Origin of the sequence: Streptomyces sp. NPDC007088 (genome assembly GCF_042869355.1) — a bacterium.
GTDB lineage: Bacteria > Actinomycetota > Actinomycetes > Streptomycetales > Streptomycetaceae > Streptomyces.
On the sequence record NZ_JBIAFO010000040.1, the window covers coordinates 1 to 17174 of the forward strand.

The 17174-nt window shown below is 69.0% G+C and carries 15 protein-coding genes and 1 pseudogene; 9 read left to right on the top strand and 7 right to left on the bottom strand.

Annotated features, from left to right (window positions below):
* Positions 1 to 100, top strand: a pseudogene (locus tag ACFYMP_RS31910) (IS481 family transposase); the annotation flags it as partial.
* A 24-nt stretch (positions 101 to 124) separates the two neighbouring features.
* On the opposite strand, the gene ACFYMP_RS31915 reads toward ACFYMP_RS31910, so the two are convergent.
* The 5 genes from ACFYMP_RS31915 to ACFYMP_RS31935 form a co-directional block, all read right to left on the bottom strand.
* The gene (locus tag ACFYMP_RS31915; RefSeq protein WP_388864183.1) at positions 125 to 307 is read right to left on the bottom strand and encodes a hypothetical protein; all 183 of its coding nucleotides are present in this window, start codon (positions 305 to 307) and stop codon (positions 125 to 127) included.
* Positions 304 to 2607, bottom strand: a complete 2304-nt coding sequence (locus tag ACFYMP_RS31920) for a helicase associated domain-containing protein (protein WP_388864150.1) — start codon at positions 2605 to 2607, stop codon at positions 304 to 306. The genes ACFYMP_RS31915 and ACFYMP_RS31920 overlap by 4 nt, the downstream gene beginning before the upstream one ends.
* A 204-nt stretch (positions 2608 to 2811) precedes the next feature.
* Positions 2812 to 3054, bottom strand: coding sequence for a hypothetical protein (locus ACFYMP_RS31925; RefSeq protein WP_388864152.1), 243 nt, complete (start codon positions 3052 to 3054; stop codon positions 2812 to 2814).
* 106 nt (positions 3055 to 3160) lie between these two features.
* Positions 3161 to 4180, bottom strand: a complete 1020-nt coding sequence (locus ACFYMP_RS31930) for a TniB family NTP-binding protein (RefSeq protein ID WP_388864154.1) — start codon at positions 4178 to 4180, stop codon at positions 3161 to 3163.
* The gene (locus tag ACFYMP_RS31935) at positions 4174 to 5046 is read right to left on the bottom strand and encodes a Mu transposase C-terminal domain-containing protein (RefSeq protein ID WP_388864156.1); all 873 of its coding nucleotides are present in this window, start codon (positions 5044 to 5046) and stop codon (positions 4174 to 4176) included. Before ACFYMP_RS31935 ends, ACFYMP_RS31930 begins: the two co-directional genes overlap by 7 nt.
* A gap of 77 nt (positions 5047 to 5123) precedes the next feature.
* On the opposite strand from ACFYMP_RS31935, the gene ACFYMP_RS31940 reads away from it, so the two are divergent.
* Both ACFYMP_RS31940 and ACFYMP_RS31945 read left to right on the top strand, forming a co-directional pair.
* Positions 5124 to 5255: a hypothetical protein gene (locus tag ACFYMP_RS31940; RefSeq protein WP_388864158.1), complete on the top strand. Its 132-nt coding sequence runs from the start codon at positions 5124 to 5126 to the stop codon at positions 5253 to 5255.
* A 24-nt stretch (positions 5256 to 5279) separates the two neighbouring features.
* Positions 5280 to 5894 (top strand): hypothetical protein, encoded by a 615-nt coding sequence (locus ACFYMP_RS31945; RefSeq protein WP_388864160.1) that lies wholly within the window; start codon positions 5280 to 5282, stop codon positions 5892 to 5894.
* A 472-nt stretch (positions 5895 to 6366) separates the two neighbouring features.
* Here ACFYMP_RS31945 and ACFYMP_RS31950 read toward each other — a convergent pair whose 3' ends face one another.
* Both ACFYMP_RS31950 and ACFYMP_RS31955 read right to left on the bottom strand, forming a co-directional pair.
* The gene (locus ACFYMP_RS31950) at positions 6367 to 7074 is read right to left on the bottom strand and encodes a TnsA-like heteromeric transposase endonuclease subunit (protein ID WP_388864162.1); all 708 of its coding nucleotides are present in this window, start codon (positions 7072 to 7074) and stop codon (positions 6367 to 6369) included.
* A gap of 178 nt (positions 7075 to 7252) precedes the next feature.
* Positions 7253 to 9904, bottom strand: a complete 2652-nt coding sequence (locus ACFYMP_RS31955; protein WP_388864164.1) for a Helicase associated domain protein — start codon at positions 9902 to 9904, stop codon at positions 7253 to 7255.
* A 920-nt stretch (positions 9905 to 10824) separates the two neighbouring features.
* On the opposite strand from ACFYMP_RS31955, the gene ACFYMP_RS31960 reads away from it, so the two are divergent.
* The 6 genes from ACFYMP_RS31960 to ACFYMP_RS31985 all read left to right on the top strand — a co-directional run bounded on the left by ACFYMP_RS31960 (position 10825) and on the right by ACFYMP_RS31985 (position 17169).
* Positions 10825 to 12105 carry a Mu transposase C-terminal domain-containing protein gene (locus ACFYMP_RS31960; protein ID WP_388864166.1) on the top strand — a complete coding sequence of 427 codons (1281 nt, stop codon included), beginning with the start codon at positions 10825 to 10827 and terminating at the stop codon, positions 12103 to 12105.
* Between the two features lie 6 nt (positions 12106 to 12111).
* The gene (locus ACFYMP_RS31965; protein WP_135067627.1) at positions 12112 to 12894 is read left to right on the top strand and encodes an ATP-binding protein; all 783 of its coding nucleotides are present in this window, start codon (positions 12112 to 12114) and stop codon (positions 12892 to 12894) included.
* 2 nt (positions 12895 to 12896) lie between these two features.
* Positions 12897 to 14105, top strand: coding sequence for a hypothetical protein (locus ACFYMP_RS31970; RefSeq protein ID WP_388864168.1), 1209 nt, complete (start codon positions 12897 to 12899; stop codon positions 14103 to 14105).
* A 229-nt stretch (positions 14106 to 14334) separates the two neighbouring features.
* Positions 14335 to 15573 carry a nucleoid-associated protein gene (locus ACFYMP_RS31975; protein ID WP_388864170.1) on the top strand — a complete coding sequence of 413 codons (1239 nt, stop codon included), beginning with the start codon at positions 14335 to 14337 and terminating at the stop codon, positions 15571 to 15573.
* Complete coding sequence (locus tag ACFYMP_RS31980) at positions 15548 to 16540, top strand: hypothetical protein (protein ID WP_355154567.1); 993 nt, start codon at positions 15548 to 15550, stop codon at positions 16538 to 16540. Before ACFYMP_RS31975 ends, ACFYMP_RS31980 begins: the two co-directional genes overlap by 26 nt.
* Positions 16537 to 17169, top strand: coding sequence for a hypothetical protein (locus ACFYMP_RS31985; protein WP_388864173.1), 633 nt, complete (start codon positions 16537 to 16539; stop codon positions 17167 to 17169). The genes ACFYMP_RS31980 and ACFYMP_RS31985 overlap by 4 nt, the downstream gene beginning before the upstream one ends.
* Positions 17170 to 17174 lie beyond the last annotated feature (5 nt).

Consider the following 17174-nt stretch of genomic DNA (forward strand, 5'->3'; position numbering starts at 1 on the left):
CCCCCGCTGGCTGCACTCCTACAATCACCACCGCGGACACACCGCGCTCGCAGGCAAACCACCCGCCAGCCGCGTCCCCAACCTCACAGGGCAATACACGCGATCAAGCGCGGAAGGTTGTGGTTCAGGTCGGCGTCATGCCAATGCTGACCAGGAGGTGTTGTTGGTCGGGGTGGAGGAGGAGCCAGCCGCGTTGTTGGTTGTGGAGCCAGTGGCGGGTGGTCGGGCTGTCGGGGTGGGTGTGGGCGTGGTGGTAGGTGCGTTGCCACAGGATGGGCCAGGGCGGGTTCCACCAGGGGTCGATCATGGCGAGCATCTGCTGGGTGGGGGAGGGGCTGGCCCGTTTCTTCGCGAGTTGGCGTTGGCTGTCGAGCCATTCGCCGAGAGGGAAGCCGTTGCGGACGGTTTTGATCGGCGGGCAGAGGTGGCCGGTTCGGCTGCCCAGGTGCGGGCGTGTTGGAGGGCTTCGGCGTGGGGCCGGGGCCGGGGGCTTGCCGGCCACTGTCCGGCGGTCTGAGCGGTGATGCCGATGGCGTTCAGCAGGTGCTGCTGGTCGGGGTGGAGTTGGTGGTAGGCCAGGCAGGCGCGGGTGATCCAGCTGCCCAGGACGGTGCTCGGTGCGGGGATACGGGCGACGGGGTCGTACGGTTCGCCTGCTTCGATGTGGTTGCGGGCGCGGTAGTAGTTGCGCTGCCACTCGCTGTTCCAGGGCGGGTTCCACCACGGGTCGATTGCGGCCAGTTCGGTCAGGTGGGGTGAGGGCGGCAGGCCGTCGCGGGCGCGTTGTTTGGCCCGGTTGCGCTGGCTGAACAGCCACCACCCCAGCGGATACCCGTCGTGCCGGGTGTCGCGGGGGGCTGCGAGGTGGCCGTGTTCGGCTGCGTAGGCGCGGGCGTGTGCCACGGCTGTTTCGAAGCCCTGCCTCAGGTCGGGGTGGTGCCCGAGGCGGCTGCGGGGCTCGCGGGGACGCTCGGGTTCGGCGGCGCGTCGTGTGCGGCGTCGATGGGTGGAAGCGGCAGGATCCGCACCCTTTCCGGCCGGGCTGGGCTTGTCTGTATGCGGAGCCGGGGCGGCAGCCGGTCTCGGCGGTGCCGTCCGTGCGTGTTCCCGGGCGCTGCGTGCGACATCGGCAGTGATGCCGATGTCGGTGAGGAGTTGCCGCTGCTCCTCGCTGAGCTCGTCGTACGTAGCGCTCTGGCGCCACAGCCAGTCGGCGGAATCCGGGTCGTCGAGGTCACTGAAGCCGTTCTCAGCCTGGAGGAGACTGCCGACTGCGGCGTCACGAGCCCGGTAGTAGTGGCGCTGCCATGACAGGCCCCAGGGCGGGTTCCACCAGGGATCGATGTCCGCGAGGGCCTGAGCCCGTTCGGCGGGCAGGGGCCGGCGATCAGAGCGACGGCCCCTGCGCTGGTTGCCCAGCCACTGACCCAGTGGGTAGCTGTCGTGCATAGCCGCGTGGGCGACGACGGCGAGGTTGCCGTGGACGTCGGCGAACGTGCGGGCATGCGCCAGGCCTACCTGGAAGCGTTCTGCGTAGCTGCGCCGTCGGGGTCGGGCGGCGGCCGCCGCTGCGGCGTTGATCCCGATCTGGGTGAGGAGGTGTTGTTGTTCGGGGTGGAGGGTGGGGTAGCGGGTGCACTGCAGGTACAGCCATTCGCCCAGGCTGTAGCTGGTGGTGGGAAAGCCGCCGGCGGGCTCGAGCGGGCCATTGGCTTCCATGTGATCGCGGGCTTGGTGCCAGGTGCGCTGCCACAGGGTGCTCCAGGGCGCGTTCCACCACGGATACAGAGCATAGAGGGCGGCGGCTTGGTGGGTGGGCAAGCGGGTGTGGCGGGTGCGCAGGTTGGACAGCCACGTGCCCAGCGGGTAATCCCCCGAAGCGTCTTCCTTGGGGACGGCCAGGTGCCCGTGCTGCTGGTGGTAGACACGGGCATACACAAGGCTTCTCTCGAAGGCGCGTTCGGCTTGGAGGCTGTGGCCGCGCAGCCGCATGACGGGCCTTGGGACAGGCGGGGTGCTGTCGGCGGCCGGAACATGGGGCAGGAGGTCGCTGAGAGGGCGAGGCCGGTGTGCCGAGTGCACCCTCCACAGCGCCTTGTGCGCGGTGGCCTCACCAGAGACGCGGGTCCTCACGCAGGAGTGGGCCCAGGTGAACAGCGGTCCGTGGGTGACGGCGGCGAGGCGGTGGACGAGCCACGACCGCTGCAGCTCATGGGCGACCTCCGTCAGAAGAGCGGGTAGCTCACCAAGACGGTAGGGGAGATGGCCGCCCGATTCGGCGACAGCGCGTTGCTGCAGAGGGCGGCTGGCCAGCAGACGGGCGAGGGCGACGGTCTCGGGATAGGTGATCAGGTCGCGGGCGGCCACTTTCCACCAGCTCGCATCGGCTTCGTCCGGTCGCGTGGCCTCAAGGCGTGCCGGCCACAAGCGTTCCTCGACGAGCCAGGGCTGGTCCCACCAGGAGCCGGTGATGGCGCGGGCGACTTCGAAGGCTTGAGCTCCGGTGGGGGAGTGGTGCAGCAGCTGGACATGCCGTCGCTGGGCGTCGACCACTTCCGGGCAAGGGCCAAGAGGCACGGGCAGGCCGCTGGTTCCGGGCAGGAACATGAGCCAGTACCGGTGGCGTGCGCAGACGCGCTGCTCGGGTGCCAGGTACCGACGGGCGGGCACCTCTCGTCCGGTACGGGCGGCGGTGCATGCGGGGCAGGCCGGCCCCCATGCGGCGACGACCTCCTCACCGCGCATCAGCCGCCCGACCGGGCCCGTCCCGTACTTTCCGCGCGGCTCTTCCCGCGTCCATGCGGGCAGCGCCTACTCAAGCACGTGCTGCGGAACATGGCAGAGCGCGGCAACCCGGTCGCGGGCCTGTGCGTTGAGGTGGATCTCGCTGTCCGGGTACAGCATCCCGGTGAGGTTCTGCAGGCCGCCGACGTCAGTGACGGCGGCGAGCACGTCACGGATCCCGAGGTGGTACCGGGCGGCGATCCTGGTCAGGAACGACTGCGTCAGCTCCCCGTTCAACGCAGCGATGCGTCCTGCCGCGCCGCCGCTCATGGAGGGCACGATGCTGCCGGATGCCGCCCGTTCGCGCTCCGCTCGTCTGCTCCGGGGCAGGCGTGCGGGTGCGGGTGTGCTGGACCGGTGCGCCATTGCGGATGCCCTACGTGCGCCGTGCGGGCCGGGACGGCCTGGCCTGGGCTTCGGCGGCCGCGTCGAGTTCGACCTCGGCGAGCAACTGCTTGGTGATTCGCTCGGTGCCTTCCGTGATCGCGATCAGGGCGGCTTCACGGATGAGGTGGGAGAGGCTGCCGATCCGGCCTGCGGTGCGGGCGTGGAGGTAGGCGGCGTGCTTGACCAGGGTTCCGGTCCGGTGTGCGCGCAGCCGCAGCAGGTTCTCCATGGCCTGCACGAGGTCGTTCCAGACCGCCCGGTCCTGCTCGGTCGCGTACGCTAGCGGCCGGTGCCTGAAGAGCTTGAACCGGCCGGCGATCTGGGCCCCGCGCACTCCGCTGAGCAGTGAGGAGGTCTCGATGTCGATCGCGGAGTACACGAAGGTGGCCGGGATGCGTTCGCCGAGGTACTTCAGCTGGTCGGAGGTTTCCGCGCCGGCGCGCCGCTGGGTGTCCAGGAGGTGGACATCGTCGACGAGGACCAGCTGCGTGCCCAGCTCGCCCAGCAGGTCGCACACGGCGCCGGTGATCTGGGTCTGGTTGAGGCGGTCGGTGATGGGCATGTTGAGGAACCGGGCGAACTCGCTGACGAGCATCTTCGGGGTGGCGGCCGGCGGCACGCTGATGAACAGCACAGGCCTGCGCGCGGCCTGCCCTGGGTGTTGGCGGGCGTCGGCCAGCTGGAAGGACCGCCCGAGCGCCATCATCGTGGTGGTCTTACCCGTGGTGGCCGGGCCGGAGATGATCAGACCGCGGCGGGCGCCGGCCTGCTGGCGGCGGTTGACCAGCAGCAGCCGCCGCACGGCGGTGAAGACACTGTCCATGGCCGGAGTACGCATGACAGCGAGTTCGGAGTGGTAGTCCTCGCGCTCCGTCTGCGACCAGACCGGGTCGGCGGCATCCCGGGCGGGGGCCGGCGCCCGGTGAACGAAGGCGTCCCAGCCCTGCCATACGGTCGGAGGGGCCAGCGGGGCGAACCCGGCGGTGTCGTTCGGGGACAGGCTCACCATCGCAGGGACTCCTCGGCGGGGTCGTAGACCGTGACCCGGGGAGGCGCAGGCGTATCGGCTTCCTGCGCCAGGCCGGCCGAAGGGCCGCTCAGCAGCGCGCCGTCAGCCGGCCCGATGCCCACGCCACCGTCGCCGGTGCAAGCGTCCTCGTCATCGCCGTCATCGGCGAAGACGTCCTGACCACCAGGCTTGAGCATCCCGGCCGGCGGCTGCTGGCCGTACAGGATCCCCCATACTGCGCCGTCCTCGTTCGCGGCGGCACCGGCGCGGGCCCGGGCGGCGACGACCTTCTCCCGGCGGGTGCCGTGTCCGGCGGCGGCGCGTTCCAGCAGCTCGCGCAGGGCGAGGGCCAGGTCGTGTTCGTGGCCCACGCGGCTGCCGCGCTGGGCGACGGTGCGCCTGACGTGCTGCCAGGTGAAGTCGGTGAACGGGGCGGTGACCAGGGTGCGGTGGATCCAGGGCACCGCTTCCCAGCGGTATCCCTGCGGCAGGCCGGCATCCGGCAGACGCACCCAGACCTGGCCAGGGGCGTGCGGGTTGCAGTGGATCTCCCACAGCCCGTCCGCCGCGGGCGAGGACTCGCCCCGGTAAGGGTTGAGGACCTTGTGGTCGTAGGTGCGGTAGTCGATGCGGATGCCGTAGTCGTTGATCTTCTGCCGTCTGACGGGCATCAGCTCGATATAGTCCTCGCGCCCCAGCGGTACCGGGACGTACCCGCACACGGCGACCAGCGCCGCCCACATCTCGTTCGGCGACAGGGCGCGGCGGGGCATCATCGGGTGCCGCAGCCCGTCGTGCTCGCGCTCCTGCCACCCGCAGACGATCCACTCCTGCAGCAGGTCGTCCAGCTGTGCGAGCGTCCACACCGCCTCGCCTTCGATGTCCCGGCCGCGTTCCGCCGATGTGCGAGCCCGTGTAACCGGCGACGTGCTGGGCGAACAGCGTGTTGATCGAGGAGAACGTGCGCTCCACCTGCCCTTTGGCCGGCCCATTGCCCGGCGGCGCCGGCTGCAGGGAAATGCCCAGCGATCCGCAGGCGGCGACGAACGAGGACGAAACGAACACCTTCCCCTGATCGACCACGACGGTCTGCGGGGTGATGACCGGCCGCGCCGCGGCCCCTTCCAGACGGGCGTCCACGCCCTGCAGCCGCTCGTACGGGATCACCGAGCGTTCCATCGCCAGCGCCTCGGGCCACGCGGGCCGCATCGGCGCGGGAACCATCATCTGCGCCAGCAACTGCGCCGCGTCCACACTGCGGGTCCCCTTCGGCCGCAGCACAGCAGCGCAGATACTGCGGGTCGCCACATCCAGCGCGATGGTCAGCTCGGGCCGCTCCACCACCCCGTCGTCCAGCACCACGAAGACATCCAGCACGGTGCTGTCCATCATCACCAGCTCACCTGGCGCCATCACCGTCGTCGGCACGAACGGAGGAGCCGGCCGCGCCGAGCGCCAGCGGCGCTGCCGCGCACTGCCCAGCAGCCCGCGCCCGTCGCCCAGAGCGTGCACCAGCCGGTTGAACGTCGCAGTCGACGGCAGCGCCACCGCCCCCGGGCCGTACCGCTCGGCCAGCAGCCGCTCGGTGTACATCCGAAGCCGCCCCAGCGTTCCGCTGGAGCGTTCCTGCCCGGCCTCCAGCACCTCCCGCAGAGCGGCCACCACCCGCTCGTCCGCACGCCCCAGCGCCGACCGGGGCCGCACGGTCCGCTGATCCACCAGCCCCCACACCCCGCCGTCGCGATAGCGGGCCCGCATCCGTCGCACCGTCACCGCGCTGGTGGGCAAACCCGCCGCCGACAGCTCCGCCGCCTTCGCCTCCTCCCGCTGCGCCAGCGTCCGCACCTGCGGGTCGTACTCGGCCCGCGCAGGGCCGACCTCACCGGATCCGCCCGGGTGCCCCGTCTCCACCTCCCGCACGTGCCCCTCCCAGGCCAGCGCTCGCTCCCGCACCGTCGCAGACAATGAATCCAGCAGGCCCTGCGGTGCCACCCGGCGAGCGGTGGCCCCATCCACAACCTCGAAGCCCTCGCCGGCGAACAACAGCGACAGCAGCAGCGCTGCCATCTCACCGTTCTCCGCGGTCAGCCGCACCTGCCCGCCAACAAGGGCGGCCACCGTCCAGGTCCGGCCCTCGAAACGCACCCGCGACCCCACCTCGACCACCCTCCGGCCTTCTGCCCTCATCACGCCGACCGCGCCCACACCGGCATCCGCTCATGCATCGGAGCGCCCAGATCCGCAGACAGCCGCCCCGCCCACAGCGCATGGAACAGCGCAGGAAGGACCACCATCGGATCCCCGGCGGTCCCGCGCACGCCCTCCCACAGCGGCGTACGCCCGGCGAACGACTCCCGCAACGCCGCCGCCATCTGCTGTCCCCCGTGGTACCGCGGATGCCGGTACCCGGCCAGCCAGGCCACGTTGCGCCGGTACACCGGATCGACCGGCCCCAGCACCCAGTACCGCCAGCCCACCGCAGCACACACTGCGCCGAGCACCGCCGCCAGGGACCGCTGCCGTTGCGAAAGCTCCTCGCCGGCGATGCAGTCCGCCAAGACCCCCTGGCCGTCAGCGAGCCGGAGCATCATCTGCGGGACATGCGTACGCACCTCGTCCCGCTCCCGCCATCGCAGTTCCAGTGGCTGGCTGGCCAGATATGTCACGCGTGGGTCGCGGTCGAGCAGCATCACATGCAGCCGCATCGCCCCGGAGCCGTAGTGCACCAGCCGTCCGGTGGTCGCCGACCACCACCATCCCGGCGCCGTGCGCTTGCCCTTGCGGACAGGAAAGGGCTTCAGGGGCGGACACTGCTCGAAGGGCACTTCGGCGGCCGCCGCGGACCACGGCGAACACTCCGTCGTGCCATCCGCAGCCATGAACCGCACGTCCACTGCCCCGACATCGACCGGCCCCGCTCCTGTCGCATCCCACTCCACGCTTCGCACACAGGGCCAAACGCTTATCGGCTCATCCGGTAATGGGCAGAACAAGCCAACCGGGCGCGTCAGCTGCAGGCCCGTCCGCCGGCTTTGCCCGGACGTCCGTGACCACGGGGGCGCGCGACCGCCGTCAGCCGTGTTCGGGATCTGCGGCCCATTCCAGTCCGAGGGCGGCGAGGGCTGCTCGCTGCTGAGCATCCAGGCGGTCACGTCTGGCCTTGTGGTTGCTCAGAAACACACCCAGCTTGATCAGCGAACCGTCCGGCAGCTCTTCAACGTGCGCTCTTGCGACAACAGTTCTGCCTTCCCGCGCAATGTATTGAGCCAGGGCTGCCAGACCGCGCTGGAAGGCTGACGTCTTTCCAACGCCCGCGGCTGCTGGGGCGGGTGCGGGTCGTTCGGCGGGTTCCACGCCCAGTCTCGCGAGCCGCCGCTCTTGTTCTTCGGAGAGTGCCGTCCAGGTGCGGCGTTGCCGCTGGAGCCATGCGCCCAGGTCATCGCCTTCGAAGAGCACACCCGGCTCGATCTGTGGCAGGTGGCCGTCAGCGTCGACGAGGTGGGCCAGGACGCGGTGGTGGCGTTGCCAGTCGAGAGGCCAGGGGCAATTCCAGTCGGGGTCGATCACGGCCAGCTGCGCTGCGCGGTCCTGCGCGCGTTCGGGGTTCTTGCCGAGGCCGTGGGGGCGGCGGAGGTTGGCCATGTGCTCCCCAACGGGTGCGAGCTCGCTGTCGGCGTTGCCCCATACGGCGTCGCGTCGGGGAGCGAGGTGGCCGTGGGCGCGCCTGTACGAGCGCAGAACAGCGAGTTTGGTCTCCCAGGCTTCCTCGCCAGGCTCCCACACCATGCCGGCTTCGTCGAGGAGCTCCTTGCGGTGGTCGTCGAGTTCAACAGCGCGGTAGGTGCGCCGCTGTTGGTGGACCCACCGCCCCAGGGGGAAGTCCTTGGTGACGCCGACCTTGACCTCGACGTCGTACGGCACGGCGTGGAGACCGGTGATCCCCTGCTCGGCCCGCCATCGGATGAGTGCCTGGTAGCCCTCCAGCCAGACCAGGGACTCGGGTCGGTAGACCCTGGTCCGCAGGAACGCAGCGATCGTGGCGGCGTCGCGCGCGGTGGAGAAGTGCAGCAGCGCCGATCCGGCAGCAGCGTCGATGCCGTCGCCGTGCTCCCGGACCTCGCCGCCCTCCCCGCCCTCCCCGCCGGCCCCGAGGATCCGCCCGTCCTCGTCCCGCTGGACGTGTACCTTGCGCTTGCCGCTGGTGAGCGCCCGGGAGGCGAGTTGCTCGACGAGTCGCTCATCATGCGAGCGGAGGCCCTGGAGGACGGCTACAAGGGGGCGGAAGCTGGCGCTGGCGACCATGTCGGTGGGGTCCTCGTTCGGCTCCAGGAAGACCGGCACGATGATCCTGGCGACCTTGGTGGAGCCGTCCTTGTTGAGGCGGAGCGCGCGGCCGATGTTCTGGACGATCTCCACCTGGGAGCCGCGGGTGTCGGTGAAGCAAATCGAGTCGACACCCCGTTCGCCGGTGATGTCGACGCCTTCGCCGAGGACGCGGCAGCTGGCGAGGAAGGCGCGGTGGACCCGGCGCCCGGCCGCGTCGATGCCGTTGGCGAACTGGCGCAGCGCCTCGCGCCGTTCGGACACGAGGTGGTCGCCGCACAGCCAAGCCGACCAGACCCGGTCCGGGGGTACGTGGCGGCCGGCCTCCAGCTCGTAGAACTCCGCGTCGATCGACGATGCCGGCAGGGCTCCCGCCTTCGCCAGGTCCTCGTCCGAGGCATCGTTCATGTACAGCTCGGCCGCGGTCTCCGGGAGCTTGTCCGCGAACGCCCGGGCTTCTTCGACCTTCTGGTGGAAGGTCATGACCGTACGCAGGTTGTACGCCGCCGCGTGCTCCAGAAGTGCGGTCTGCAGGAGCGCGAGACGCCGGCCGCGCCGTGCTTCCTCCGTTTCGCCGAGGACGGGGGAGGGGTCGCGGATCTCCAGGACGTCGATCTCGAATCCGGCGAGGATCTCACGCTCGATGGCCTCGCTCAGACCGAGCTCTGCGATCCATGCCCCGTAGGTGCCGTCGGGGTCGTCGGCCATGGTCGCGATCTCTGCCTCCTGGCCGCCGGTGCCCTTCTGCGGGCTGGCCACGGCGAGGATGCGGGGCGTGGCGGTCAGGTAGAGCCGGAAGTCCGCGGGGATCCGGGCGTTGTCGTGGATCGCCGCCCACGGGCGCCCAAGATCACCGGCGGTGCCGTGGGCCTCATCGACGATCGCGAGGTCGAACCGGTCCATGCGCTGCCCGTAGAGCCGTTCCCCGCCCGCCAGAGCGGCCTCCAGCGGCCCGCGCACCTTCCGCTGGCCCACGGGAGCATCGACATCCTCGCGGTCCACGAGAGAGGCGTACGTGGCGAACACGACGACCGGTCCGTGCGCGGCCCACAGGGCGAGCTGGATCGCGTTGGTGGTGGTGCGCACCCCGAGCGAGTTGAGGACCGCGTCGTTCTCCAGGGAGCACACCGCGACCATCGGGGCCCGGTGGCCGACTGTTCGCCACGCCTGGGCGGTCTGGGCGAGCAGGTCCAGGGTTGGGACCGTGACGAGGATCCGGCTGTCCGCGAAGCTCTCCAGCGCGCACGCGGCGGCCGTGATCGTCTTGCCCGAGCCGGTCGCTGACACGAGCGTGCCACGGGCACCCTGTGGGGGCACGGATGATCTTGCAGGGAATCCCACCCACTTCCTAAACGCGGAGCGCTGGTTTACCTGGTGTTCCTTGAGCCGGATCGCTGACATTCTGTTCCTCCCCGAGCGCTGAATTCGTGTGGTGTTTCAGAGGGCTGCGTGCGGAATGGCAGCCGCACTCGAGTCGTTCCAGATCTGTCCACCGGCTTTGTGCCACCCGCCGGGCTTTCCGTCCTTGAAGGGCGGCACGTCCTCCGGGTCGTAGTGACCGGCATCGAGCGTGCAGACGACGTGGTCCCCATCGCTGTTGACTGTCCGCGCGGTGCACAGACCGCCGGCCTCTCCCAGCGCCTCCAGGACCCGGCTGATGGTCGGCTTCTAGTTTTCAGTGGTCGGTGGTTTGTTTTCAGTGGCCGGGATTGCCTGGTGGTGTGGGTGAGTTGGGCGTCTGCTGAAGGCATCACGCCGATCTGGGACTGAAGAGGTCTGCTGAAGTGTGGGTAGTTCTGACGCCGGGTCTATAGCGGTAGAGGGCTTCGGGATGTGTCTGTATCGCGTGGATGTCACTTCTTGGAGTGATGTCGTGCGGCGTGTCTGCTCGTGTGTTTCTTGGCGGGGCCAGTCTGCGTCTGGCGGGTACGGCGTGTCAGAGGGGTGGGCTGATGGACGCAGAGGAGGGTTCTGGCTCCTGTGATGCGGTGGTTCCGGCTGGAGTGAGCCGTGAGGTCGCTGTGAGTCGGCTGCTTGCTCTGGAGGGCAGGGATGAACTGAGTACGGCGCATGTGCGGTTGGTGGCGTCGTCGGTGGGTGTCTCGGAGCGCACAGTTTGGAACTGGCTGGCGGCGGCGCGTCGTGAGGGCAGGACAGGGCCGCGTCCGCGTCCGCGGTTCACTGTGACGCGGGAGATCCGGGACCTTCTCACGCTGTGGGGTGGGAACGTCTCTGCGGTGCACCGGGAGCTCGTCGCCCGTGCGGCGAAGGCCCCTTCACTGGATCCGGTCCCGTCTCTTTCGGTTCTCCACCGTGCGGTCGTGCGGGATCTGTCGGCGGGGGAGCGGGCGGGGTTGCGGTCGGGCGAGGCAGGCCGCCGGCGTCATGACGTGTTCGGTAAACGCCCGCCGATGTACCGGAATGCCTGCTGGGAGGGTGATCACAAACGGATCCCGGTGCGGGTGGACGTCGAGGGGCAGTCGGTGTGTCCGTGGGTGACGTGGTTCGTCGATGTGGCGACGAAGGTGATCGTGGGGGTGGCGGTCACTCCGCATGAGCCGGCCCGGGATGCGGTGCTGGCGGCGTTGCGGACGGGGATCAGCCGTGCTGGGCCTTACGGGCCGTTCGGTGGTCTGTCCGGCAGGGTGCGGGTGGACCGGGGCAAAGAGTTCCTTTGCCGTACGGTCGCGCGGGCGTTGGGCGGTTTCGCGGTGCCGGTGGAGGACCTGCCGGCGTATACCCCTTACCGCAAGGGCACCATCGAGGCGCTGAACGGTGCGGTAGAGGAGATGTTCCTGGTCTCGCTTCCGGGTTACACCCGCCGCGCCCGGCCTGTGGGTGTGCATCGCCTCGACGAGGTGGGTGACCTGCTGTCCTTCGCGGACTTCGTTGAAGCGCTGCTGGGCTGGGTTCGCTGGTGGAACACCGGGCACCGGCCCTCGGGCCTCGCCTCGGGGCTGACCCCGCTGGCGGCGTGGGAAGCGGATTCGACCCCGGTCGAGGACGTATCCGAAGAGCAACTGGCGTTCTTTGCCCTGGAGGACGACGGCAGGGTGCGGAAAATCTCGACGAGCGGGGTCAGGTGGCGGCGCCGTTTCTACATCGCGCCGTGGATGGTCGGCCACGTTGATACACGCGTGCGGCTGCGCTATCTGCCGCACTACGACGGCCAGATCGAGGTCTTCTCGGCCGAGCATCCGGACCGTCATCTGGGGACCGCCTACCTGGCCGAGGAGGCGACGCTCGAGCAGCGCAGAGAGCTCAGCGCGGTCAGGGAGAAGAAGGCCCGCGCACTGAAGGCCGACTTGAAGGCGGCGGAGAAGCTGCGCCGCACCCGCTACACGGCCACGACCACACCGGATGTTCCTCGTCCGCGGCACGCGGTCACCGGTCAGCAGGCCCAGGCGGAGGTCGCCCGCGCGAAGGCAACCGATCTGGCGGCCCGCGCGCTGCCGGACCTGATCCCGCCCCGGGACCCGCCCGCAGGCTGGACCCGTCCCCGCCCCGCCTCCGCCATCCGGCCACACCCGGATACCGCGCCGCACCCCCCGGCGCCGGATGACACAGACGTCATCGCCCCCGCTTCGCAGACCGAGGAGTGACACCGGATGGCTACTGCCGAACGCAAGGGGCGTCTGCCCGGAGAGCGGGATGACCACTTCATGCGCCTGCCCGGCGCCCAGATCGTCTCCACGCGGGCCCTGCTCACGGCGCGGGAGAACATCCGGGCCGCGATCGAGGCGAAGGCGATGATCTGCATCTACGGGCAGGCAGGCAACGGGAAGTCCTTCGCGGTTAACGCCTCCCTGCGCGAGCTCGCACCGACACTGACGCGCCGGATCCAGTTCCGCGCCCGCCCCTCCACCCGGGACCTGCGCCACGAACTGTTCCACGCCCTCGGCCTGCCGGGCCGGCCGCCGTCACATGCGATCGAGTTCGACCGCATGCTGCGTGGAGCGCTGGAGGAGCCGCGTGTGCTGGTGTGTGATGAGGCGCAGTGGCTGTCGAAGCTGTGCTTCGAGTACCTGCGCTACCTGTGGGACGACACCGCATCCGACCTCACCATCGTCTTCACTGGCGGTAACGGCTGCTTCGAGATGCTGCAGAGCGAGCCGATGCTCGAATCCCGGGTCTATGCCTGGCAGGAGATCGGCCGCATGCCCCTGGACGAGATCCTCACCGTCATCCCCGCCTTCCACCCTGTGTGGGCAGAGGCGGACCCCGACCTGATCGCGGTCTGCGACCAGGAGGCCGCGCACGGAAACTTCCGGGCCTGGGCGAAGATCACCCACCATCTGGTGACCGGCCTGAAGGAGACCGGCCGCAAACGGGTGGATGAGGAACTGCTGCGCTGGGCCTACAGCAAACTTTCCACACGGCAGGCCGTCTGACCATGCTCAGCTGCGACAACCCGCCTCCGGTCACCGTCATCCTCGATCCTGGCGACGACCTGATCCACACTCGCGCCGCCCTGGCCGTACACGCCCCCGAAGCCGGAAGACTCACCGTCCACCCCACTCCCGGCACCGACTCCAGTCTCACCCTGGCCTACGACATCCTCGCCGCCCTGGACAAGCCCGTACCCGTACCCGGCTACCGCCAGCTCGACACGGCCCCCGCCTGGACACTGGCGGCGGCCTGGATCCTCGCTACCCGCACCAGCCACCTGATGCTCCTGCGCGCTCACTTCCTCACTCCTCACCGCCTCGGGGCCCTGCTGCAGCTGCGTCACCGCACCGGTCTCCGGCTGGCGCTGGTCTGCCACACCCGGTACGTTCCCGCGCCCGTCGAGCGAGCCCTGGTCGGCGTTGCCTACCATGTAGCGGAGGCGACCGCCCTCCTACCCGCGGCAGAACCGCCCACCGCTACGCCACCGGAGCCCGCCACGCGCAGGCCGTTGGCCAACCGGTGGCTCAACCTGCCCGCCCTGACCACGCTCAACGCCTTCGACTCGGCCACCCGCCCCTGCCAGTGCAGGGCGCCCATGGCCGAAGACCGGGACTTCTTCGCACCCGTCCTGCCGGCCCTCACCGAGGCCGAGGTCGCCCACCGACTGCACCGCGCCAGCGCCCATCCCCACCTGGCGGCCGAGCTGGCCACCGCCGTCTTCACCGCGGCCTCCGTCACGCAACTGGCCACCGCCCACGTCCGCGACCTCGCCCCGGACGCCTCCACCCTCACCCTCCACGACGACGGACTACGCCAGGGCTGCATGACCCACCACGTCCCCTCATGGGCACGCCCCCTGCTACTGGCCGCCACCTTTACATGGCGACTGACCTCCGGAACCGGCGGTGCACTGTTCACCGACCCGCTGGGCAGCACCGGCCTGCCCGGCCTGACGGACTTCGCTGAAAGCTGCAGACTATGCCCGCCCCAGCCACCCCGCCCCAAGCGGCGCAAGGGCTCACGCGCCCCGGCGAAGCCGCCGAAAACGATCTGGCCCTTCAGTCCCGCCCATTACGCCCTGTCCTGGGCGATGCGAGAGCCCGACCTCATGCAGGGCTGCCCTCATCCCCCTCCCCATACCCGGCGCACGATCGATGCGTACAAGAAGGGATGGCCGCCTCCCGATTACGGGCCCCGCGCACGCTCGTACTGAAGCAGGCCCCTGTCTCCCTGCGCAGCGCCGGGACCCGCCCGACGGCGGCCCTTGCGAATCGTCACCGTGGTCCCCGTACTCTGCTGCCAACACTCTGGGCTGATACGGCCGGCGGGAGTAGCTGTCGTCGATCTGTTCGGTCCTCGGTATCCTGACGATTACGTTCCGATACGATGAGCGCAGGTTTTCCGGGGGGCCGGCGACAAGGTGCTATTCCTCTGCAAAACCCATGGCTCTCCATCAGGGGATGGAGAGCGAGGGCGAGGGTCGCACGGACGGCCTGGTGATTCACGACGGCGAACCATTTTGGAACATTGCGGGCGGGGGCCGAATGCGGTCAGATTTTGCGGATCTGGTTATCGAGCAGGCGATCGTGCACGCGATCCCGCGCAGGATGAAGTCCGGCCCCATGCCTGCCAAGGTTCAGCTGAGCGATGCAGTCTGCGGCCTGACGCATACCGTCCGCGCTGAGCTGCAGCTCAAGCTGAGTGACGTCCTCGTCAACCGTGGCCGTGAGGTGGTGGTCGACCCCGAGCTCAAGGCGGTATTGCCGGATCAGGTCCGCGCGTATCTCGAGGGCCGGTCGGATCTCGTGGAGACTTCGAAGGAGATCGCGCAGCTGCTGCATACCAGCCAGCCCGGCACGAGTTCCGACGGGTTGCTGCTGGTGGCTGCCGCGAAGCTCGACGGCTTCAAGACGCTGCTGATGGTCAAGCTGGAACGCGAGACCGGGGTGCAGGCTACGGAGATCGTCACGGACGAAGGCCTGCGTACCTTCGATGTCCAGTACTTTGCGAACCTGCTGCTTACGGAGGCATCCAGGGTCTACAAGATCGCCTTGTTCTCCGTTGCCGGCCTCAGCGAGGACCCTATGGAGGGATGGGCCGCCGACAAGCAGATGACGGGCAAGGCCCTGGCCAAGTTCTTCCGGGAGAAGTTCCTCGGATGCCAGCTCAAGAACGAGCCCCGTGAGGTCACCCTCCGCTTCCACGACGCGGCCGTGGAGTGGATCAACTCACGGTTCTCCGATGCCGACACTCGGATCGCCTATCTGATGGCGCTGCTCGTCGAACTGCAGAGCCCGACGCCGGTACTCGACCCGGACGCCTTCATCAAGACGCACCTGCAGCCGCCGCATCGGGACGACTTCGCGGAGTTCCTCCGGGAGAACGAGCTGCCCGAGCAGACGTTCGACAAGGACCTCGAGTTGGTAGAGCCGAAGCTGCGCAAAATGCGCGTTGAGTTCGACAACGGTGCGTTTCTCGTCTCCCCGCTCGAGGCCGTGGATCACGGAACGGTTCAGTTTGCCGACCTGCAGGACGGCCGGATGCGTCTGACCGTGACCGGCGTCATGACCTCGACCCGCAGCTTCGGCCAGGGCAAGGCGCGCCGTAGCGGCGACCGCCCCACTGGCGAGGCCGCGCAGGCCGAGTCTGTCTTCGATGACAGTGCCGCTGACCGTCACTGAGGCGTACCACCGCTACCGCCAAGAGCGCCCCCGTATCGAGGCGATGGCCGAGCTGACCGCTGCCTACATGCGCCGCCGGGCCGCCCGCCTACACCTGAACTGCCAGATCTCCCCGCGGGCGAAAGAGGTCAGCAGCTTCATCAAGAAGGCTCACCACAAGCCCTACACCGACCCTTGGAAGGAGATAACAGACAAAGCGGGCATCCGGATAGTGGTTCCATACTCCTCACTCCTGGACCGCGCGCTGGACATGGTCACCAGCAATTTCACCGTCGTCCGCGTCGAAGACGACCGCAAGAAGCCCGGGGCTGAAGATCGTCTCGAGTACCCCCGCCTCCACGTTCAAATCCGCCCTCGCGGGGAAGAGATGGATCCAGACGGCGTGCCCTACGAGTGCGAAGTGCAGATCCGCACCGAAGCCGCAGACGTATGGGCGCGCATGTCGCACTCGCTGATGTACAAGCCAGGGGTCACCACCGACATCCCCTCCGATGTCAGACGCTCGCTGTACCGTTTGATCGCCCTGGTAGAGCTGTACGACTCGGAGGTCGAACGGGGGGTCAAAGCGTTGGACGAGCACCCCGACTTCAGCCGTAACAACCGTCTCCTCGCCGAGGCCGAGCGCATCTACCAGACCTTCAGCCTCCACCCCTACGACCGGGAGCTGTCACAAGACGTCGTCGACGTGCTCCTCGACTCCATCGGAGACGAGCCAGGCTATGCCGACCGGCTGGTGGAGTTCGCCGAAGAGCAACGTCCCCGCCTCGAACGCCTCTATGAGGAGTATGGACCGGCCAGTGAACAGTTCCTCGAGCACGGCCGCTACCTGCTTGTCAGTCAACCTGAGAGCCTGATCATATTTGAACGGCTGGCCAACGCCCGCTACGACCTACAGGAGACCTGGGAGGGCAGCTTGGAAGACCGGTGGCTCGACGACATGGCCCGGATTTGGAGAGTGCGCCGGTGAGCGCAGCACAACCTCAGCCCCCCGCCCTCGCCGCTGCCACAGCCATGTTCGTGGAAGTGCTGGTTGTGGGCATCGGTTTCCTCTCCGGCCTGGCTTTGCTGGCCGTGGCGGCCGCGGGACCGCAGACCGCAGCCAAGGCAGCCCCAGTAGCAGGCTCAACGCCAGCCGCTGCAGTATGCCTTGCTGCTGCCTATGCGCTGGGCATACTCGCTGACCGCGCTGCCGACAGAACCCTCGCCCCCATCCGCCGACGCCTGCGCAAAACCTCCTTTCCCTCCGACAGCCTCTATGCCCAGGCTCGCCTCTCCCTGAGCGCCGAGCCCGCCCTGCTAGCGCTGGCTGACTATGCCCGCTCCCGAATGAGGATCTGCCGCGGCTGGACCCTCAACACCGCCCTACTCACCGTTGCCAGCGACTTGGCCCTCCTTCGTTACGACATAGAGCACCGCACGCCGCTCCTTGTCCTGATCACAGTCCTGGGCCTGCTCTTGACTGCCGGCTTCTACCTGTCCTGGCACACCATCACGGCCACCGGCTACCGAAAGCTCGCCCAGCAGACCGCCGCCCCCACCGCGTCCCTGCCCACACAGACGAACAGCACGCCCACCGCACCCGCTGCGGCCGACTAAGCGGC